The following is a 20,136-nucleotide window of genomic DNA, read 5'->3' as shown; positions in this document are numbered from 1 at the left end:
GGGTACCGGCGCCGGGGGTGGACTGGGTGTCGGCCCAGAACGGCGACTCGTTCGCCGCGCCCGCGGATTGTGCGGTCGCCCAGAACGGGGACTCGTCACTCGTCCGCGGTGCGTACCGGGGCGGCTCCGGTGGGGTCGGCGGAGGGGTCTCCGCCGGTGTGGGCCGAGCCGCGCCGGCTCGCGATCCGCGAGGTGCGGCCCGGGTCGCCTTCCTGCGCGGCTTGTACCGGCCGTTGCCGGACTCGGACATTATTCGCTTGGTCCCTTCACTGTCTCCGCCCACTGGACGTGGACGATCGTCGACCCAAGACATGCCTCATCGACGTACGTCTCGCCGGAGCCCCCTGGAGGGTCCGGCGACATGACAAGGACGGATCTACCCGCGGTGACCGGCCGTGAACCGACCGGACATTGTGGCTGTGAGACAACGTCTCCGCCACACTCGGTGCGTTCGACACAATGACATTCCTGCCTAGCTCCGGCCGAAGTCCTGCACCCAGCTGCCCGGTCCCCAGTCGGACCGGACCTGGCCGGGGTCGTAGCCGATGCCGATCGAGGTGAACCGGCAGTTCAGGATGTTCCTGCGATGTCCTTCGCTCCTCATCCAGGCCGCGACGACCTTCTGCGCGCTGTCGTAGCCGGCGGCGATGTTCTCGCCCCAGCCGGAGCCGCGGTAGCCGGCGGCCGCCATCCGGTCGCCCGGGTCCTGGCCGTCGGGGTTCGTGTGGTCCAGGTAGCGCCGGCGCACCATGTCGGAGGCGTGCCGGCCGGCCGCCTCTACGAGTGCGCCGTCCAGCCGGAGCGGGCCGCAGCCCTGCTGCTCGCGGATCTGGTTGGTGTAGTTCAGGACGGCCCGCTCCTGCGAGTTCGTGCCGCCGCCGTCGGCCGGCGGCCGCGACGTGGCCGTCTCACTCGGGCGCGGCTCGGTCGTCTCGGGCTTCGTCGGCGTGGTGCGCGTCGGCCGCGGTTTCGAGGTGTTCCTCGTGTTCGCGGTGCGCGACGCGGTCGGGCTGACCGTCACGGCGGTCAGGCTGCCGGTCGGCGTGCTGACGATGCTCGCCGGCGTCCCCGGCGTCCCCGGCGGCGTGGTGGCCGGCGTGTCCGAGGTCGAGGTCGACGCGGTCGAACCGAGGGCCGGCGTACCGGCGACGGTCGCGGTGGTGCCGTCCGGCTGCGTCCTGGTGACCGCGCCGTCCGGTGCACCGGAGAACTTGGTGCCCTCGACAACCGAGCGGCCGCCGTCGTCCCAGGTGTCCTCGGACACGTTCAGGACCTTGGTGGCGTCGTCGACCGTCGAGCTGTCGCGGGACATCAGCCAGACCACCGGGCCGATGGCGAGGAGTACGGACAGCGCGCTGACGATCGGGCCGATCAGGCCACGGCTCCGCCGGGAAGCTCGTCGACTGCCGCGGTGTCGCCGGGGGGTAGGCGAATCCGTCATGGGTGGGCGAATCCTCTTCGTTTTCGTCGTACCGAGTGCTCGTCGTTCCCCGTGTTCAGTTCTGTTGCCAGGTCCCCCCTGGTCACCGAACAGCGACCTTAACCGAGGAGTGAGGTCACCGTTACAGTTCGGCGACGGCTCTTAACACTTCCCGAAGGTTCGCCGGGAAGTGATCGACGAACGCGCTCGGCGCGGCGGTTCAGCCGCCGAAGTTCTGCACCCAGCTGCCGTTGCCCCACTCGGGTTTCACCTGGCCGGCGTCGTACCCGACGCCGATCATCGTGTAGGTGCAGTTGAGGATGTTCCGGCGGTGCCCGTCGCTGTTCATCCAGCCCTCGACCACGGCCGCCGGGCTCTGGTAGCCGACGGCGATGTTCTCGGCCATCGCGCCGCCGCGGAAGCCGGCCGCCTTCATCCGGTCGAACGGGCTGCGGCCGTCGAGGCTGTCGTGCGAGAAGTAGTGCCGGTCGACCATGTCGGCCGCATGCCCCTCCGCGGACCTGGTCAGAGCGCTGTTCGTCCTGAGGGGACCGCAGCCGGCCTTGGCGCGCTCGTCGTTGGTGAGCTTCAGCACCTGCGCCTCCGGCGTCCCCGATCCGCCGGACGGCGCGGTGGTCGTCGTCTTGGTGGCCGTCGGCTTGGTGCTCGTGCGGGTCGGCCTCGGCGACGGCTTCGGAGTCCGGGAGCCGTCCCGGCTCGGTGCCGTGGTCGAGCGCCGCCGGGCCGGGGTGGGGGTTGTCCTCGTGGCCTTCGGCCGGGTCGGGGTGGCGGTCGGTACCGGCGTCGGCGTCGTCCAGCGCGAGCCGGTGGCCGACGGGGTCACAGGTGGCGTGGCGGAGGACTCGTCCGTCGTGGTGGTCAACGGCCTGTCCTGGCTGGTCAGGACGTCCGAGGTCCGGTCCAGCACGAACCACCCGACGCCGGCGATCAGCACCAGAGCCGTGAGTGCGGCCAGAACCGGCCCGATCACTCCGAAGCGCTGCTGCGGGCGTTTGTGGCTCGTCATGGTGCGAAGCCTTGCCCACGCCGCGCGCGGGTGACTCCCCGCCCGGCCCGCACTTCACGAACCTTTGACAATGTCATGCGTTTGAACGTGACGAGGGTCACCGGGAACGTGCGATGACGATGTCCGCGACCACCTTCCAGCCGAGGCTGCGGTAGAGCCGCAGGCCGTCGATCGAGGCGATCAGGATGCCGCGCTTGGCCCCCTGGGCCGCGGCCGTCTCGACCAGCGACGCCATCACCGCACTGCCGAGCCCGCGCCGCCGGTGTGCCGGGTCGGTCTCGATCCGGTCCGCGACCGCGTCCTCGCCGACCACGGCCATCCGCCCGCTCGACACCACGCCGCCGTGCAGCGTGGCCCGGGTGATGATGAGGTCGGACTCGAGCTCGGTGTGCAGGGCGTAGCGCTCGTGCAGCTTCAGCGCGGGCTGTTCGGACAGCTGGATGGTCATCAGCCAGTCCTGGTCCTGCTGCACCTCGAGGCCGAGATCCTCCAGCTGCTCGATCCGGGCTTCCTTGTCGTCGGTCGCCAGCGTGATCCAGCCGGCGCCGCGGCCGCCGCCGGCGGCCAGGGCCAGCTCGGCGGCACGTTCGACCCGTTCCGGCTTGTCGTCGGCGTCCAGTACGACGTACTCCATCGCGCGGTTCTCCTCGCCCGCACGGACGGTCAGGATGCCGTCGTTGTCGTCCTCCACGGTGGTCCAGCCCCTCGAAACCGACCACCCGGCCTGCCAGCGGCGGACGAGCTCCTCACGATCTCTCACCCGTCGATTCAAGCAGCCGGATGGCGAGACGGCGAGGGGAACAGTGTCGTCTGACACCAACTGGCCGTACATCACCGGTTCCGGACCGTCACCACTACCGCTCCGGGCCCGCGGCGGCAACCCCTCGGGACCGGTGAATCAGGTCCGTTCCGCGGCCAGCAGGTCGAAGCCGTGGTGGTCGACGTACGACCCGTCCCGGCGGGCCGCCGCGGACCGCTCGGTGCCGAAACGGGTGAACCCGTTGACCTCGGCAACGTGGGCCGACGCGCTGTTGCCGTCGGCAGCGAACAGCACCAGCCGGCGCCGGCCCAGGCCCCCGTCGGCGACCGGCGTGAAGGCATGGTCGACGACCATCCGCACCGCCGTCGACATCACCTTGCGACCCCGGGCTGCGGGGTGCATCCAGTACCCGATCTCGCCCACGGTCGGATCCAGGCGGCGGGTCATGCCGAAGACGCTGACACAGCCCAGCAGTTCGTCGGTCGCGAGATCGGCGATCGCCCACGAGACGCCTTCGCCGGTCGCCTGCGGTTCCATCCGGCCGTCCATGAAGGTCTGCGCGTCCTGCAGCGTGTACGGCGACGGCAAGCCCGCCAACCAGTGCTGGGTCCGCTCGTCGTTGCAGGCCTCGACGATCCGCTCCGCGTCCTCGGGCCGGAACGGCCGCAGCCTCAGACCGTCGCCTTCGAGCACCGTGGCCTTCCACCAGTCGCCCTGCGGCTCGAGCGTGTCCTCCCGCCCGATCGTCGCGATCCATTCGTCGTGCCGCACGTTCCGGGCCTTCCCGCCACCAGGTACGACGACCAGACCGCGGAACCCCGCCTTCCACGCGACCCGGCGGGAAGCCCAGTTGCCGGCGAACGCCCGCCAGATCACCCGGTCCCAGCCGAGGACGTCGAACGCGTACCGGACCACCAGGTGCAGCGCCCGCGTCATCACTCCGGCGCCGCGGACGTCGGGTCCGACCGCGAACCCGACCTCGCCGACCCGGCCCTCGCCGTCGCGCAGGTCGACGGTCCCGGCGTACCGGCCGTCGTACTCGATCGCCCAGGCCCACATCCCGCCGTCACGCCAGCCGTTGGGGACGAGCTCGGTCAGGAAGGCGACGGCGTTCTCGCGCCGGTAGGGGACCGGGATCGTGGTCCAGCGCTGCATCTCCGGGTCCTGGCACATCACGTACGCCGGGTCGATGTCGGCCTCGGTGTGCGCACGCAAGGTCACCACGTCATCGGTCAGCACGGGCACGTCCTCGGGGAATCGCATGTCTCAGCGTGACAACTCCCCACCCGCCGGGGCAACGAGATTTCCCTGACAGACCGCCGTATCGCCACTAGGCTGTGGACCGTGAACGCAGCCGGAGCAGAGGCACCGCGGGGCCGGGGAGGGCAGCTGGCCGCCCAGCGGCAGGCCACGATCGTTGCCGAGGTCAACAGTCGTGGTGCGGTCACGGTGGCCGAGCTGGTGGAGCGGTTCGGGGTGTCGGACATGACGATCCGCCGCGACCTGGACGCGCTGGACTCCAGCGGGCTGCTGCACAAGGTGCACGGCGGGGCCACATCGGTCGGCCTGCGCAGCGCGCACGAGCCGGGGTTCGACGCCAAGCTGACCCAGGAGTCGGCCGCCAAGCAGGCGATCGCGGCCGAGGCCGCCAGCCGGGTCCAGCCGGACAGTGCGATCGGGATCGGCGCCGGGACCACGACGTACGCCCTGGCCCGTCAACTACTCCGGGTGGAGAACCTGACGGTCGTGACGAACTCGGCCCGGATCGCGGACGTGTTCCACGGCAACAGTCGCTCCGACCGGACGGTGGTGCTGATCGGCGGCATCCGGACTCCGTCCGACGCCCTGGTCGGCCCGATCGCGACGGCCGCGCTGGGCTCGCTGCACCTCGACCTGCTGTTCCTCGGTGCGCACGGTGTCGACGCCGAGCACGGCCTGAGCACGCCGAACCTGATGGAGGCCGAGACCAACCGGTCCTTCATCGCCGCCAGCCGCGAGGTGGTCGTGGTCGCCGATCACACCAAGTGGGGCACGGTCGGCCTGAGCACGTTCGCCACCTGGGCGGACCTGGACGTCATCGTCACCGACACCGGCCTCTCCGCCCAGGCCCGCAAGGCGATGCGCGACACGGGGTGTGAGCTCGTCATCACTTCCTGAGCCGCCCGGAGCCGCTCGGCCGGCCCCACCGGGCTCTGGACCCTTGAGCGAACGGGAGCGCGTCCGACGACCTAGTCGACGCGGGACGCACCGGCTGACGGGTCCGCGGCCAGCGAGCTCGGGGCCCGGAAACCGTGGTCGGCGAAGGCCTTCTCGATCGCCGACAGTACGGCGCGGGCCGCGTCCGCCTCGGTGAGCGCGATGATGCAGCCGCCGAAACCGCCGCCGGTCATCCGGGCGCCGAGCGCACCGGCCTCGAGGGCGGTGTCGACCGCGACGTCGAGCTCCGGCACGGTGATCTCGAAGTCGTCGCGCAGGGACGCGTGCGACGCGGTGAACAGCGGTCCCACCGCACGCAGCCGGCCGGAGCGCATCAGCTCGACCGCCTCCTCGACCCGGCGGATCTCCGTCACCACGTGCCGCACCCGGCGCCGGGCCACGTCGTCCGGCAACCGGTCGAGGGCGTCGCCGAGGTCTTCGAACGCGATCGATCGCAGTGCCGGGACGCCGAGCAAAGCCGCGGCCTCCTCGCAGCTCGTGCGGCGGGCGGCGTACTCACCGTCGACGTGCCGGTGCGGGGCCTTGACGTCGACGACCAGCAGCGCGAGGCCGTCGGCGGCCGGGTCGAACGGGATCTGGTCGGTCGACATCGCGCGGATGTCGAAGTACAGCGCGTGCCCGGCGGTGCAGCACATCGACGCCATCTGGTCCATCAGGCCGACCGGCGCACCGACGTACCGGTTCTCGGCCTTCTGGGCGAGGCGGGCGACCTCGGCCGGGTCGACCTCGAGGTCGAGCAGCCCGAGCAGTGCGACCGAGGTCGCGCACAGCAGGGCGGCCGAGGACGACAGCCCGGCTCCGGACGGCAGGTCGGAGTCGATCAGCAGGTTCGCGCCGCCGATCGCGTAGCCGGACTCGCGCAGCACCCAGGCCGCACCGGCGGGGTACGCCGCCCAGTCGCCGACGGAGCCTGGTTCCAGCTCGTCGATCGCGAACTCGACCACGCCGGAGTGCCCGCTGGACGCCACCGCGATCCGGCCGTCGGCCCGCGCGGACGCGGTCACCTGGATGCGGTTCGGCAGCGCGATCGGCAGCACCAGACCGTCGTTGTAGTCGGTGTGCTCGCCGATCAGGTTGACCCGGCCGGGAGCCCGCCAGCTGCCTTCCGGAGCGACGCCGAACACGTCCTCGAAGCTCACGAACCCATCCTCCGCAAGGTCTCGGCCACGTCCTCGGGCCGGGTGTCACTGATGAACGCGCCCATCCCGGACTCCGAGCCGGCCAGGTACTTGATCTTGTCCGCGGCCCGGCGGATCGACAACACCTCGAGGTGCAGGTAGCCCAGCTCGCGGTCGACCCGGACCGGGGCCTGGTGCCAGGCCGCGATATAGGGCAGCGGGTCGCCGTACAGGCCGTCGAGCCGCTGCAGGACGTCCAGGTAGAGCTCGGCGAAGTCGTCGCGCTCGCCGACCGACAGCTCGCTGAGGTCGGCGACCTGGCGGTGCGGGTACAGGTGCACCTCGACCGGCCAGCGGGCGGCCTCGGGCACGAAGGCGGTCCAGTTGGTGTTCTCCGCGACGACCCGGGTGCCGTCCTTCTTCTCGCCGGCCAGGACGTCGGCGAACAAGTTGCTGCCGGCAACCGCCTTGTGCTCGCGGGCGCGCGCCAGCAGGGTGCGCATCCGCGGCGGCAGGAACGGGTAGGCGTAGATCTGGCCGTGCGGGTGGCTCAGTGTCACGCCGATCTCGCGACCGCGGTTCTCGAACGGGAAGACGTGCTCGACGTCCTCGCGGGCGCTCAGCTCGGCGGTCCGGTCGGCCCAGGCGTCGACCACCAGCCGGGCCTGGCCCTGGGACAGGTCGGTGAAGGACTTGTTGTGGTCGCTGGTGAAGCAGACCACCTCGGTCCGGCCGGGTCCGGCGAAGGAGGGGAACCGGTTCTCGAACACGGCCACGTTGTAGTCGAGGTCCGGGATCTCGGTCGGGTTGCCCAGCTTGCTCGCGCACAGCGGGCACTGGTCGGCCGGGGGCAGGTAGGTCCGGGTGTTGCGGTGGGTCGCGTAGGTGATGACGTCACCGGTCAGCGGGTCGGTCCGCAACTCGACCTGCGGCTGCGGGGCCGGCAGGCCGCGGGTGTCCTCCACCGGCACCCGGACCGGCGCGTCGGCCGGGTCGTAGTAGATCAGCTCGCGACCGTCGGACAGGGTGGTGTCCGTCCGGCGCGCGCCGCGCGGTGTGTTCATCGTGTGACCCTCCCGGCCGACCGACACGGACAGCCAGAAGTCATCGTAAACCAACAAAGTCGAACATGCACGGTGATACAGGCCACCGGTAGGCTGACTGGATGGACGACTACGCCCAACGCACGCCCTCTCGAGTTCGTACGAGAGGGCGCTAGGAACTCCCACCCATGAACGACACCCTGCTCAACATCGTCCTGATTCTCGTCTTCGTGCTGATCGGTGGGGTCTTTGCCGCAGCCGAGATGGCGCTGGTCTCTCTCCGGGAGAGCCAGCTCAAGGCACTGTCGCACCGGGGCCGGCGCGGCGAGACGGTGGCCCGGGTGGCCGCCAACCCGAACCGGTTCCTGTCCGCCGTCCAGATCGGCGTGACCCTGATGGGCTTCCTGTCCGCCGCCTTCGGCGGTGCGACCCTGGCGGACGGCCTGTCCCCGCACCTGCAGGAGCTCGGGCTGCCCGAGTCCGTGGCCGGCACGGTCGCGCTGGTGCTGATCACCATCCTCATCTCCTACGTCTCGATCGTGCTCGGCGAGCTCGCGGCCAAGCGGCTCGCGCTGCAGCGGGCCGAGACGTTCGCGCTCGGCCTGGCCCCGCTGGTGGACCGGATCGCGTCCATCGCCCGGCCGGTGATCTGGCTGCTCTCGCGGTCGACCGACCTGGTGGTCCGTGCCCTCGGTGGCGACCCGAACGCGAACCGTGAGGTGATGTCGGACGAGGAGCTCCGCGACCTGGTCTCGGCGCACGAGTCACTGGGTGAGGAGGAGCGCCGGATCGTCGACGACGTGTTCGAGGCCGGGAGCCGGCAGTTGCGCGAGCTGATGCTGCCGCGCACCGAGGTCGACTTCATCGACTCCGAGATGCCGGCGTACAAGGCGGTCAAGTTCGCCGCCGAACGGCCGCACTCGCGGTACCCGGTGATGAACGGCTCGGCCGACGACATCGTCGGGTTCGTGCATGTCCGCGACCTGTTCGACCCCGCGGTCGCGTCCCGTTCGGTCCGGGTCGGCGACCTGGCCCGCGAGGTGCTGCTGCTGCCGGACACCGCGAAGCTGCTGCCCACGCTGACCGAGATGCGCCGGCGCTCGACCCACCTGGCCATCGTCCTGGACGAGTACGGCGGTACGGCGGGCATCGTCACGCTGGAGGACCTGGTCGAGGAGCTGATCGGCGACATCAAGGACGAGTACGACGAGGAGTCGGTCGAGACCACCCGGCTGCGCAGTGGCGACATCGAGGTGGACGGTCTGCTCAACCTCGACGACTTCGCCGACGAGACCGGGGTCGAGCTGCCCGACGGCCCGTACGAGACGGTCGGCGGGTTCCTCGCCGCGCGTCTCGGCCGGGTGCCGGCCGCCGGCGACGAGACGCCGATCGACGGCCACACCCTGACGGTCACCGAGATGGACGGCCGCCGGGTGGCCCGGGTCCGGATCCACCGGGTCAGGCCCGCGGAAGACCAACCGGTTCCCGAGGAGTCGTAGCCGACAGCATCCGCCGGCAGCCGAGCACGGCCGCGCCGCCGACGACGTACCCGAGACCCTGGAGGATCAGCGCCGAAATGATGCCGACGAGCTCGCCGAGAACTCCGGCCGAGGCGATGCCGACCAGCACCGCGACACCCTCGGCGGCGGAGATGGCGCCGAACGCCCGGCCGCGGGACGTGTCCTCGGTCAGCCGGGGCGCGGATCCTTCTCCAGTGACGTGCCTGGAATGTCGCGGGTACGGCGATGTCAAGCTGTTGCTCGGAATTTCCTGGCTCAGCGGGCTTCGGCGCTCGGCAGTGCCCAGCGCCAGAAGCGCCCGACCGGTGGTGGCCGGTGCCGGCCCGAACCGTTCGTAGGCTCCTGGACCGCCGCCCCGTCGGCGATGGCGGTGGCGCTCGGCCGGTGCGTGGGCTCCTTCGCCAGCATCCGCAGCAGCAGGTCCTCGACGGGGCCGGCCAGGCCGGGACAGGTCTCGCTCGGCGGGACCGGTTCGGTCCGGACGTGCTGGGACAGGATGTCGGTCGGGTCGTCGCCGTCGAAGGGTGGCCGGCCGGTCACCAGTTGGTAGAGAACGCAGCCGAGGGCGTAGACGTCCGAGGCGCCGGTGGCAGGTTCGCCCCGGGCGCGCTCCGGAGCGAGGTAAAGGCTCGTGCCGAGGACCTGGCCGGGCACGCTGGTGGGCGGGTCGGTGACGAACCGGGCGATGCCGAAGTCGGCGACCTTCACCGTCCCGTCGGCGTCGATCAGCAGGTTGGCCGGCTTGATGTCGCGATGGACGATGTCGCGCCGGTGGGCCGCGGCGATCCCGGCGGCCGCCTGCCGCACGACGTCGACGGCCCGCTCGGGCTCGAGCGGGCCGCGCAGGGCGAGTTCATGGGCGAGGCTGCGGCCCTCCACCAACTCCATCACCAGGTAGTAGTTGCCGTCCTGCTGGCCGAAGTCGTAGGCCGCGACCACGTGCGGGTCCTTGACCATCGCCGCGGTCCGGGCCTCCCGCCGGAACCGCGACTCCGCGAACGGATCGTTGCGGTGCGGGAGCAGCAGCTTGACCGCCACCGGCCGGCCGAGAAGCTCGTCGCAACCGCGGAAGACCTCGCCCATCCCACCATGGCCGAGGACCTCGTTCAGTCGGTACCGACTCGCCAGCAGCACGCACTTCCGGTACCCAGCGATCTCCTGCCGAATCCACAGTTGCCCATGGCCACGGTCAGCCGGCCTGCGCGCGGATTCGTTCCAGGGCCGGTACAGCGTGCCCGAGCACCGAGACGTGGCTGTCGCCGGGGTGCAGCGACAGCGTGGCCGCCGGGATGTGCCCGGCCAGCCAGCGGGCGTGCGCGCAGGGGATGATCCGGTCGTCCTCGCCGTGGCAGAGGAGTGTCGGCGCGGTGATCGTCGCCGGGTCGCAGTCCCACGGAACGACGTAGGAGCAGTCGTCGTCGACCAGGCCGTCGGGACCGTCCGGCATCGACTCGTCACCGGCGACCGATCCGAGCCAGCCCCACGGCCCGTCGAGCATCGCCAGGTCGCGCGCGGTGAACTCCGGGTCGTACCCGGCGCCAGAGGTTTCGTGGGCGAGCTTCGCCTCCCGGCCCGCGGCCGCGGCCCGCAGGGACACGAGCCCGGACGGGATCATCCCGTCGTACCAGTCGAGCCCGGAGGCGTCATACGGCGCGATGGCGGCGAAGGTGACCACGGCCTCGACCCGGTCGCCGAGGACCGCGGCGGCACCGAGCGCGTACGACCCGCCGCCGGAATAGCCCATCAGGGCGAACCGGCCGAGCCCGAGCGCGTCGGCGACCGTGGTCAGGTCGGCCGCGACCGAGGCGATCGTCCGCCCCGGCGCCGCGGTCGAGCCGCCGTACCCGGGGCGGTCGAACGAGAGCCAGCGGATCCCGAGCCGGTCGCCGGCCTCGAACAACGGCTCGGGCGGGGTGCCCAGGTTCGGGGTGCCGTGGTGCCAGAACACCGGCAGCCGGCCGTCGTCGCCGGGCGCGGTGTCGTACACGTGCAGCGTGCGGCCGTCCGGCAGCCGGAAGTCCGTCTCGTTCATGACGCTCACCCTAGGTCCGTAGTGGTCTCGGCGAGCGGTACGTCGGAGGGCCGCCCGTGGACTCGACATTCCGGCCGCCGGACCCGCTCTGAGGCGAAATGTCGAGTTGTCCCGGGTGGCGCCGACCTCTGCTGCGAAGATCCAGCCAGACTCCGAAAGGACACGGACATGAAGTACCTGCTGCTGATCCACAGCAACCCGATCACCTGGAGCCACCCGTCGTTCCTGCACACCGAGGAAGGGCGGGCGCTGCCGAAGAAGGCCCGAGACGCCTTGGCCCAGCAGTTGACCGACCTGCTGGCGGGACTGCGGGAGTCGGGTGAGCTCATCACTGCCGTGCCGCTCGAACCGCCGGCGCGGACCCGGGTGGTTCGCGTCCGCGAAGGCATCCGGGCCACCACGGACGGTCCGTACTCGGAGGCCAAGGAGCAACTCGCCGGCGTCTTCCTGATCGACGTCGCGACGGCGGAGCGCGCCGACGAGATCGCCGCCACCATCCCGGAGGCGCAGTTCTTCGCCGTCGAGGTCCGCCAGGTCTCCGAGTTCGACTAGGAAGACGTGCCTCAGCTGACCAGGCGGGTGTGGTTCTCGCGGGTGGCGAGGGTGGGGTCGAGGGTGCCCAGGGCGAGCCAGGTGGCGCCGCCGACGCCGTCCCGGGCGGTCAGCACTTCGCCGGAGAAGTGGTCGTGGACGGTCGCCCGGATCAACCGGCCGACGGGAGATGCCTCACCCGCGACGCTGCCCGCGAGCACCATCGGGCCCTTGTCCGACGTTGTCGTCAGTCGCTCGAGGGTCTCTGTGAGCAGTTCGGCTGCGCGTTTCACCAAGGAGAGCGCGGTCTCGTCGTTCTGTTCGAACGCCCACACCACGGTCCGCGCCAGTTCGGCCAGCATCACCGGCGGACGGCTGTTCACCGCTCGGATCAGGTCGTCACGCAGGATGTCGTAGCCCTCACGCTGGGCGATCGGGTGCTCGTCGCGGCCGGGCAGGATCGCCTGGGTGACGGCCTGGCCCAGCACACCGATCGGTTCACCCAGATCCAGTTTGCGCAACACACTGCGCACTGCCTCCCGGCCGAGCCAGAAGCCGGAGCCGTCGTCGCCGAGCAGCCAGCCGTGGCCGTCCGCCGTGCGCACCAGCTGGTGGTTGCGGACCAGGCCGGCCGCGCTGCCGGTGCCCGCGATCAGCACGACGCCGTCCGGTTCCGGCGTACCAGAGGCGAAAGCGACCTCCAGGTCGCCGATGAACTCGGGTTCGCCGGTCAGTCCGGCGCCCGCCCAGGCGGCGTCGAACTGCGCGCGGACGTCGGGCCGGGCGAGGGCGGAGCCGCCGGCCGCGCCGATGACAGCGGCCCTGACCGCGGTGGCGTCGAGCCCGGCCAGCGCCGCGTGAAGCGCCTGGCCGAAGTTGGCCGCGGCACTTGCGGGGTGGCTGGTCGGATTTCCGCCCGCAGCCGCCCCGCGACCGACTACGTTGCCCTCATGGTCCGCGATCACGATCCGGGTGGAGGTGCCGCCGAGGTCGCCGCCCAGGACCAGTGCCGATGCCGGCATCAAGACCACTGAGTCCGCAGGTTCCGGCAACGGGCGTTCGACCGACATAGGCAATGCTCCAAACTGCTCGAAATAGGTTCCTAATGGACAATAAGAAGCAAGGTCACGCAACGGTCCCGATCTGGGGAGAAGAGTGAGATGAGCCTTGACTTTAGCTGCCAGTTGAGAAAAGTTCTGTCCAGCAAACCGCAAACTTGCGCAGTTGTCGGCACCAGGTGTGTCGCGGCGAACACATTAGTCGAGGGGTGGGGCCGCTGATGGCCAGCAGTAACCAGGGCGGACCAGGCGAGACCGGCGGGGTGAGTGCGCAGGCTTATGTTCATGCGCTGACGCCGATCATGACCGCCGTCACCGAGCAGATCGACGGCCCGATCCAGCCGGCCGCCGACCTGGTGGCCGACGCGTTGCGCAAGAACGGAGTCATCCAGGCCTTCGGCTCCGGTCACTCCGAGGCGCTGGCGATGGAGATCGCCGGCCGGGCCGGCGGACTGATCGCGACCAACCGGATCGCCCTGCGCGACCTGGTCCTGCTCGGCGGCGAGCCGATCGAGCTGCTCCGCGGTGGCGAGCTGGAACGCGACCCGTCGATCGCGCGCAGACTCTACGACCTGGCCGAGCCGGACCCGGCCGACCTGTTCGTGATCGCCTCCAACTCCGGGGTGAACGGCTCGATCGTCGAGTTCGCCACCGTGGTGAAGGAGAAAGGCCACCCGCTGATCGCGATCACCTCACTGCAGCACACCGGCGGGATGGACTCGCGCCACCCCTCCGGCAAGAAACTCATCGACTTCGCGGACGTGGTGCTGGACAACCATGCACCGTACGGCGACTCCGTGCTCGACCTGCCCGGCGGCGGCAAGGTCTGCGCGGTCTCCTCCATCACCGCGGCACTGATCGCGCAGATGCTGGTCGCCGAGGTCCTGCGCCGGCTGACCGAGGCAGGTGAGACCGCTCCGGTCTACCTCTCGGCGAACATCCCGGGCGGCGACGACCACAACCACGCCCTTGAAGCACAGTACGCCGGCCGGATCCGGCGTACTGCATGAACACTCTCGGAAGGCGGGACCCATGACCACTCCTGACAACCTGTCGCGGCGGCTGTTCCTGCAGCGCGCGGCGGTCGGCACGCTGCTCGCCACCGGCGGCAGCACGCTGCTCTCGGCGTGCGCCAGCGGCGGCAGCGACGACGGCAACACCGGCGGTGGCGGCGCCGAGCAGACGACGGAGAACCCGTTCGGCGTCAAGGCCGCGGACCCGCTGGACGTGGTGATCTTCAAGGGCGGGTACGGCGACGACTACGCCAAGGCGCACGAGGAGCTGTACAAGAAGAAGTTCCCCGAGACCACGATCAAGCACGCCGGCATCACCGACATCACGCCGCAGCTGCAGCCGCGGTTCAACGGCGGCAACCCGCCGGACGTGATCGACAACTCCGGCGCCTCGTTGCTGCCGATGTCGACGCTGGCCAGCTCGGGCCAGCTCGCGGACCTGACCGCGCTGTTCGACGCGCCGTCGATCGACGACCCGAACAAGAAGGTCCGCGACACCGTCGAGCCGATCACGCTCGAGGCGGCGATGCTCGAGGGCAAGCCGCTGGTGCTCGACTACGTCCTCACCGTGTACGCGTTGTGGTACAACAAGCCGCTGTTCGCCAAGAACGGCTGGGAGCCGGCCAAGACCTGGACGGAGTTCCTCGCGCTCTGCGAGGAGATCAAGAAGGCCGGCATCGCGCCGCTGGCCCACCAGGGCAAGCACCCCTACTACATCGGCCAGGTGCTGATGGACATGGCGGTCAAGCACGGCGGCCACGAGGTGATCAAGGCGATCGACTCGCTCGAGCCGAACGCCTGGAAGCACGAGTCGATCAAGGCCGCGGCCGAGGCGATCCTGGAGCTCAAGGGCAAGGGCTACATGATGCAGGGCACCGAGGGCCTGGACCACATCCAGTCCCAGACGGCCTGGAACCAGGGCAAGGCGGCGTTCATCCCGTCCGGTTCGTGGCTGGAGAACGAGCAGAAGCCGGTCGCACCGAAGGACTTCGAGACCACCGCGACCTTCACCCCGCTGCTCGACGGCTCGAAGCTGCCGGTGGACTGCACCGAGATCAGCGCCGGGGAGAACTTCATCGTGCCGGAGAAGGCGAAGAACAAGGCCGGCGGGCTGGAGTACCTGCGGATCATGCTGTCGAAGGAGGCGGCCGGCAAGTTCACCGAGCTGACCGGCTCCCCGACAGTGGTCAAGGGCGCCGCCGAGGGTCTGAAGCTGAGCCCGGGTGCGTCCTCGGCCAACGCGCTGCTGGAGTCCGGTGGGGAGAACAACTGGACGACGTACTTCGCCACCTGGTACTCGACGATGGACAAGCCGATCCGTAGCGTTTACGGCGAGCTGGCCGCGGCCCGCATCACCGCCGACGAGTTCTGCGCCCGGGCGCAGAAGCTCGCCGACGACACGGCCAAGGACCCGGCCACCAAGAAGCAGACCCGCAGCTGAGTCTGCTGACGGGACAGGTGCACGCTGAGCTGTGGGGAGCTTCGACAGTCCCGCAGCTCAGCTGTCTGTTGTAAGGAGAGAGATGCGGCACGGCAGTTATCGGTTCGTCGCGAGTTTCCTCGCGATTCCACTGGCGTTGTATGCGATCTTCGTGATCTCCCCGTTCGTCCAGGCGTTCTACTACTCGCTGACCGACTGGACCGGGATCTCACCGGATTTCAAGTTCGTGGGTTTCGACAACTTCAGGACCCTCGCCAACGACAGCGTGTTTCGCCAGGCGCTCGGGCACAACCTGATCCTGCTGATCGGGCTGCCGCTGGCCACGATCTTCCTCGCCCTGGTGTTCGCCTACCTGCTGAACGTCGGCGGGCGGGCGAACGCCGCCGGCGTCCAGGGCGTGCGCGGGAACGGCTTCTACAAGCTGGCGTTCTTCCTGCCGCAGGTGTTGTCTGTGCCGGTCATCGCGGTCATCTGGGCGACGGTGATGACCTCGACCGACAGCGGGCTGCTCAACTCCGTCACCAAGGCGATCGGCCTGGGGACGTCGGAGTATCTGGCCAATCCCGATATCGCGCTGTACTGCGTGCTGTGGGTGCTGATCTGGGGCAGTGTCGGGTTCTACCTGGTGCTGTTCAACGCGGCCATGTCCGGGATCCCCAAGGACATCTTCGAGGCTGCCATCATCGACGGCGCGACCCGGCTGTCGACGTTCTTCCGGATCACCCTGCCGCTGCTGTGGGACACCATCCAGACGTCCTGGGTGTACCTGGCCATCCTCGCGCTGGACGCGTACGCGCTGGTCGCGGTGATGACCGCCGGGCCGGGCGGTCCGGACAACTCCACCACGGTGATGGGTCTGCAGATCGCGGACAACGGCTTCCAGTACGGCCGTGCCGGCTACGCCTCGGCGATGGGTGTGGTGCTGTTCTTCCTGACGCTGATCATCGCCGCTGTCATGCTCCGGGCCACACGCCGCGACCGGATCGAATACTGAGGGGCCGGAGATGACCGTACCTGTACAGATCGATGTCGAGGACACCAGCGCGAAGCCCGCGCCCGCGGTCCGGCCGGCCGGCGGCAAGGACCGTGCCTTCAGCCCGGTGAACGTGTTCTCCCACACGGTGCTGATCGCGTGGAGCGTCCTGGTCGTTGTGCCGTTCCTGTGGGCGGTGATCGCGTCGGTGAAGAGCACCGGCGAGATCTTCGGCGACAATCCGTGGGCGCTGCCGAAGGAACTGCTCTGGGACAACTACGCCAAGGCCTGGGACAAGGGTGTCGGCGACTACCTGTTCAACAGCCTGGTCGTGGTGGCCGGCGGTGTCTTCGGCACCATGCTGTTCGGCTCGATGGTCGCCTACGTGCTGGCCCGCTACGAGTTCCCCGGGAACCGGTTCGTCTACTACCTGTTCGCGGCCGGGATGATGTTCCCGACCTTCCTGGCGATCGTGCCGCTGTTCTTCGTGGTCAAGGGTTTCGGGATGGTGTCGACCTACCAGGGCCTGATCCTGGTCTACATCGCCTACTCGCTGCCGTTCACCGTGTTCTTCATGCACGCGTTCTTCCGGACGCTGCCGACGTCGATCGCCGAGGCCGCCCTGGTCGACGGCGCCTCGCACGCCGGCACGTTCTTCCGGGTGATGCTGCCGATGGCCAAGCCGGGCCTGATCAGCGTCGGCATCTTCAACGTGCTGGGTCAGTTCAACCAGTTCGTGCTGCCGTCGTTCCTGTCTCCGGAGCGGCCGGTGCTGTCCCAGGGCATCGCGACCCTGCTGGGCAGCCAACGGTACGAGAACGACTGGGGCACCCTGTTCGCCGCGCTGACCATCGCCATGGTGCCGGTCATCGCCGTCTACCTGGTCTTCTACCGCCAGGTCCAGGCCGGCCTCACCGGCGCGACCCTCAAGTAGACCGGCGGGAACGCTAACCTGCCGGGGTGCTGAAACGTCGGACTGTTCTCCAGGGCGCGCTGGCCGGCGCCCTGGTGGGCGGCTGTTCGTCGGGTACGACGCCGCCGCCGAAGGTGGATCCGGACAACCCGTTCAAGGCGGCGCTGGACAAACCGGTCGAGGTGCTGACCGGTGAGGAGTACGGCGGGTTCGGGGCGGCGGCGTACCGGAAGAAGCATGCCGCGGCGACCGTGACGCCGACAGTAACGGCGAAGCTGCGGGACCTGCTGCTGCCGCGGTTCGCGGCCGGGAACCCGCCGGACGCCGTGCTGAACACGGGCGACGGGCGGCTCGAGCTCGGCCGGCTGGTGCGCGAGGGGCAGCTGTCCGACCTGCGGCCGCTGCTGAACGCGCCCGCCTGGGACAACGCCGACGTGACCGTGAAGGACGTCGTACTCCCGGGCATGCTGGACGCCGGGCGGTACGACGGGACGCAGCGGACGGTGAACTACGTCGCCACCGTGTACGGCCTGTGGTACTCGGCGGCGCTGTTCCAGCGGTACGGCTGGGACGTGCCGCGCACCTGGCCCGAACTGCTTGCCCTCGGCACCGAGATGAAGGCCGCCGGGCTCGGTCCGTTCGTCTACGCCGGTGCGCACCCGTACTACCTGCTGGAGATGGTGCTCACACTGGCCGCGAAGACCGGCGGGCACGACGTGGTCAAGCGGATCGACAACCTCGAGGACGGTGCCTGGAAGGACGAGAGCGTCACCCGGGCGATCAGCGCGGCCGGTGACCTGGCCAAGCGCGGCCTGATCGCGCCCGGGTCCGCCGAGTTCGACCACCTCACCTCGCAGAAGCGCTTCCTCGCCGCGAAGGCCGGCCTGCTGCCCTGCGGCAACTGGCTCGAGAACGAGATGAAGCCGCTGATCCCGCGGAACTTCGCGCTCACGATGATCGGCGTCCCGCCGCTCGACGGGTCGTCGGCGCTGGCCCGCGGCCTGCATGTCGAGGCGACCGCGCCGTACCTGGTGCCGGCGAAGGCGAAGAACGAGGCCGGCGGGTTCGAGTACCTCCGGGCGATGCTGTCCAAGGACGTCGCCACCCAGGTCACCCAGGAGGCCAACCAGCTCACCATCGTCCGCGGCGCCGCCGACGGCCTGGAGATCGGTACGGCGCTCCGGTCGGCGAGGGACCTGCTGTCCGCGGCCGGCGACCAGGTCATCACCTGGTACTTCGCCGACTGGTATCCGGAGTTCGCGACCGCCGCGGCCGAGGCCACCGGCCAGTTCGTCGCCGGCGGCCTGCAGTTGTCCGAGTGGACCGCCCGGGTGCAGTCGGCCGCCGACAAGCTCAAACAGGACAAGGCGATCACCAAGTACCACCGGGACTGACAGCCGCAACGCCTGGACCCACCGCCTGAGCAGGAAAAAGGCCTCGCCGTCGGCATTCCGCCGTCGTAACCTCGGTAGAGGGTGGTGAGATCGATGGAGTGGATAGCTCTCCTGCTCCTGTTCCTGGGACTGTGCGGGCTGCTCAGCCTGGTGCTGCCGCAGCCGCCGCCGTCGCGCTGGCGCCGGCGGCTGGGGAAGTCTGCGGACCGTCTGGCGAGGCGGTTCCGCCACCCGCCCGTGCCCGCGCCTGACCCGTTCGACACACTTCGCCTGCAGACCCGGCTCGGACACCTCGCCGGGGAGATCCAGCGGATCGAGACCGCGCCCCGGGTCTATGCCCGCGCTCACCGGCTGATGGCGGTCGAGGCGGCGTACGACGACCTCCTCGACGAGGCCTGCCGGCTGGCCGGCATCCCCGCGGGCGCCGACCTCGAACGCGGCGAGCAGAAACGCCGCCACGAGGAGCAGGAACTGGCCGCCCGCGGCTGGTCCTGGTAGCCACCGCCGCTCGCCGGAGCGTGGCTCACGTCATAGTGCGGGGCCTATGAGGGAGGGGACCCGCCCCGTGTGTGGAGCGGACTGGGGGCGCTGGCAGAATCGGGGTCATGTCCCTAGCTGCGTCTGACCCCTCCGCAGCCGGTTCCCAGCGTCGCCCTCGGGTGCTGTCCGGGATCCAGCCGACGGCGGACTCCTTCCACTTCGGCAACTACCTCGGTGCGTTGCGGCAGTGGGTGGCCCTGCAGGACGACCACGACGCGTTCTACTGCGTCGTCGACCTGCACGCGATCACGGTGGAGTACGACCCCAAGCAGCTACGGGAGCGGACCCGTCGCTCGGTTGCCCAGCTGCTCGCGGCCGGGATCGACCCGGAGCGGTCCACCCTGTTCGTCCAGTCGCACGTGCCCGAGCACGCCCAGCTGGGCTGGGTGCTCGGCTGCCTGACCGGGTTCGGCGAGGCCAGCCGGATGACGCAGTTCAAGGACAAGTCGGCCAGGGGCGGCGCCGACCGCGCCACCGTCGGCCTGTTCACCTACCCGATCCTGCAGGCCGCGGACATCCTGATCTACCTGGCCGACCGGGTCCCGGTCGGCGAGGACCAGCGCCAGCACCTCGAGCTGACCCGCGACCTGGCCGGGCGGTTCAACCACCGGTTCGGCAAGACCTTCCGGCTGCCCGAGGCGTACATCGTCAAGGAGACCGCGAAGATCGCGGACCTGCAGGACCCGGCCGCCAAGATGAGCAAGTCGAGCTCGTCGCCGGCCGGCATCATCGACCTGCTCGACGACCCGTCGGTGAGCGCGAAGAAGATCCGCTCCGCGGTCACCGACTCCGGCCGCGACGTGGTCTTCGACCCGGAGAACAAGGCCGGCGTGGCCAACCTGCTGACGATCTACTCCGCGCTCACCGGCCGGAAGATCAGCGAGCTCGAGGACGAGTACGCCGGGCGCGGGTACGGCGACTTCAAGAAGGACCTGGCCGAGGTCGTCGTCGAGTTCGTCACCCCGTTCCGGGAGAAGACGCTCGGCTACCTGGACGACAAGGCCCAGCTGGACGCGATCCTCGCCGCCGGGGCGGAGCGTGCCCGCGCGGTCACCGAGCCGACGCTGCAGCGGGTCTACGACCGGCTGGGATTCGTGCCCGGACCGGCTCTCGGATCGGGCCGGTAGGGCCCCGGA

General features: G+C 70.0%; 21 protein-coding genes. 10 read left to right on the top strand and 11 right to left on the bottom strand.

Annotated elements, in window-relative coordinates; genetic code table 11:
* The 5 genes from E1218_RS37490 to E1218_RS26990 form a co-directional block, all read right to left on the bottom strand.
* On the bottom strand, window positions 1-250 hold a 250-nt coding region (locus E1218_RS37490), incomplete at its 3' end, for a hypothetical protein (protein WP_233712493.1).
* A 222-nt stretch (window positions 251-472) separates the two neighbouring features.
* Window positions 473-1,441, bottom strand: coding sequence for a CAP domain-containing protein (locus tag E1218_RS27005; protein WP_132325055.1), 969 nt, complete (start codon window positions 1,439-1,441; stop codon window positions 473-475).
* 199 nt (window positions 1,442-1,640) lie between these two features.
* Window positions 1,641-2,447 (bottom strand): CAP domain-containing protein, encoded by an 807-nt coding sequence (locus E1218_RS27000; protein WP_132325052.1) that lies wholly within the window; start codon window positions 2,445-2,447, stop codon window positions 1,641-1,643.
* Between the two features lie 97 nt (window positions 2,448-2,544).
* Window positions 2,545-3,207, bottom strand: coding sequence for a GNAT family N-acetyltransferase (locus tag E1218_RS26995; protein WP_132325049.1), 663 nt, complete (start codon window positions 3,205-3,207; stop codon window positions 2,545-2,547).
* A gap of 138 nt (window positions 3,208-3,345) precedes the next feature.
* Window positions 3,346-4,470, bottom strand: coding sequence for a GNAT family N-acetyltransferase (locus tag E1218_RS26990; protein ID WP_132325046.1), 1,125 nt, complete (start codon window positions 4,468-4,470; stop codon window positions 3,346-3,348).
* An 81-nt stretch (window positions 4,471-4,551) separates the two neighbouring features.
* On the opposite strand from E1218_RS26990, the gene E1218_RS26985 reads away from it, so the two are divergent.
* Entirely contained in the window at window positions 4,552-5,364 is an 813-nt protein-coding gene (locus E1218_RS26985) for a DeoR/GlpR family DNA-binding transcription regulator (RefSeq protein ID WP_132325043.1), read from the top strand.
* A 71-nt stretch (window positions 5,365-5,435) separates the two neighbouring features.
* Here the strand turns inward: E1218_RS26985 and galK are convergent, their stop codons facing one another.
* Both galK and galT read right to left on the bottom strand, forming a co-directional pair.
* Window positions 5,436-6,563: a galactokinase gene (galK, locus tag E1218_RS26980; protein WP_132325040.1), complete on the bottom strand. Its 1,128-nt coding sequence runs from the start codon at window positions 6,561-6,563 to the stop codon at window positions 5,436-5,438.
* Window positions 6,560-7,606, bottom strand: coding sequence for a galactose-1-phosphate uridylyltransferase (galT, locus tag E1218_RS26975; RefSeq protein ID WP_132325038.1), 1,047 nt, complete (start codon window positions 7,604-7,606; stop codon window positions 6,560-6,562). The genes galK and galT overlap by 4 nt, the downstream gene beginning before the upstream one ends.
* A 167-nt stretch (window positions 7,607-7,773) precedes the next feature.
* On the opposite strand from galT, the gene E1218_RS26970 reads away from it, so the two are divergent.
* On the top strand, window positions 7,774-9,084 hold the full coding sequence (locus E1218_RS26970) for a hemolysin family protein (protein WP_132325036.1): 1,311 nt from the start codon (window positions 7,774-7,776) through the stop codon (window positions 9,082-9,084).
* On the opposite strand, the gene E1218_RS26965 is transcribed toward E1218_RS26970, so the two are convergent.
* The 3 genes from E1218_RS26965 to E1218_RS26955 are packed head-to-tail and all read right to left on the bottom strand — an operon-like array spanning window position 9,044 to window position 11,137.
* The gene (locus E1218_RS26965) at window positions 9,044-9,337 is read right to left on the bottom strand and encodes a hypothetical protein (RefSeq protein WP_132325033.1); all 294 of its coding nucleotides are present in this window, start codon (window positions 9,335-9,337) and stop codon (window positions 9,044-9,046) included. The genes E1218_RS26970 and E1218_RS26965 overlap by 41 nt on opposite strands.
* Window positions 9,338-9,360: 23 nt before the next feature.
* Window positions 9,361-10,239 carry a serine/threonine-protein kinase gene (locus tag E1218_RS26960; protein ID WP_132325030.1) on the bottom strand — a complete coding sequence of 293 codons (879 nt, stop codon included), beginning with the start codon at window positions 10,237-10,239 and terminating at the stop codon, window positions 9,361-9,363.
* Between the two features lie 55 nt (window positions 10,240-10,294).
* Window positions 10,295-11,137, bottom strand: a complete 843-nt coding sequence (locus E1218_RS26955; protein WP_132325027.1) for an alpha/beta fold hydrolase — start codon at window positions 11,135-11,137, stop codon at window positions 10,295-10,297.
* A gap of 168 nt (window positions 11,138-11,305) precedes the next feature.
* On the opposite strand from E1218_RS26955, the gene E1218_RS26950 reads away from it, so the two are divergent.
* Entirely contained in the window at window positions 11,306-11,689 is a 384-nt protein-coding gene (locus tag E1218_RS26950) for a YciI family protein (RefSeq protein WP_132325025.1), read from the top strand.
* A gap of 11 nt (window positions 11,690-11,700) precedes the next feature.
* On the opposite strand, the gene E1218_RS26945 is transcribed toward E1218_RS26950, so the two are convergent.
* A complete protein-coding gene (locus E1218_RS26945; protein ID WP_233712492.1) occupies window positions 11,701-12,690 on the bottom strand; it encodes an N-acetylglucosamine kinase in 990 nt (329 codons plus the stop codon).
* Between the two features lie 257 nt (window positions 12,691-12,947).
* On the opposite strand from E1218_RS26945, the gene E1218_RS26940 reads away from it, so the two are divergent.
* From E1218_RS26940 to trpS, 7 genes are all read left to right on the top strand, one after another.
* On the top strand, window positions 12,948-13,736 hold the full coding sequence (locus E1218_RS26940) for a sugar isomerase domain-containing protein (RefSeq protein WP_132325019.1): 789 nt from the start codon (window positions 12,948-12,950) through the stop codon (window positions 13,734-13,736).
* A gap of 22 nt (window positions 13,737-13,758) precedes the next feature.
* A complete protein-coding gene (ngcE, locus tag E1218_RS26935) occupies window positions 13,759-15,180 on the top strand; it encodes an N-acetylglucosamine/diacetylchitobiose ABC transporter substrate-binding protein (protein WP_132325017.1) in 1,422 nt (473 codons plus the stop codon).
* An 82-nt stretch (window positions 15,181-15,262) separates the two neighbouring features.
* Entirely contained in the window at window positions 15,263-16,174 is a 912-nt protein-coding gene (locus E1218_RS26930; RefSeq protein WP_132325015.1) for a carbohydrate ABC transporter permease, read from the top strand.
* A gap of 10 nt (window positions 16,175-16,184) precedes the next feature.
* Entirely contained in the window at window positions 16,185-17,087 is a 903-nt protein-coding gene (locus tag E1218_RS26925; RefSeq protein ID WP_132325012.1) for a carbohydrate ABC transporter permease, read from the top strand.
* A 26-nt stretch (window positions 17,088-17,113) separates the two neighbouring features.
* On the top strand, window positions 17,114-18,460 hold the full coding sequence (gene ngcE / locus E1218_RS26920; protein WP_132325009.1) for an N-acetylglucosamine/diacetylchitobiose ABC transporter substrate-binding protein: 1,347 nt from the start codon (window positions 17,114-17,116) through the stop codon (window positions 18,458-18,460).
* 93 nt (window positions 18,461-18,553) lie between these two features.
* The gene (locus tag E1218_RS26915) at window positions 18,554-18,958 is read left to right on the top strand and encodes a hypothetical protein (protein ID WP_202866207.1); all 405 of its coding nucleotides are present in this window, start codon (window positions 18,554-18,556) and stop codon (window positions 18,956-18,958) included.
* Between the two features lie 107 nt (window positions 18,959-19,065).
* Entirely contained in the window at window positions 19,066-20,127 is a 1,062-nt protein-coding gene (trpS, locus tag E1218_RS26910; protein WP_132325006.1) for a tryptophan--tRNA ligase, read from the top strand.
* The last annotated feature ends 9 nt before the right edge of the window (window positions 20,128-20,136 follow it).

Origin of the sequence: Kribbella turkmenica, from assembly GCF_004348725.1 — a bacterium.
Taxonomy (GTDB): Bacteria; Actinomycetota; Actinomycetes; order Propionibacteriales; family Kribbellaceae; genus Kribbella; species Kribbella turkmenica.
Note: the sequence above shows the minus strand (reverse complement) of the source record. Positions and strands in the feature narration are given on the sequence as shown.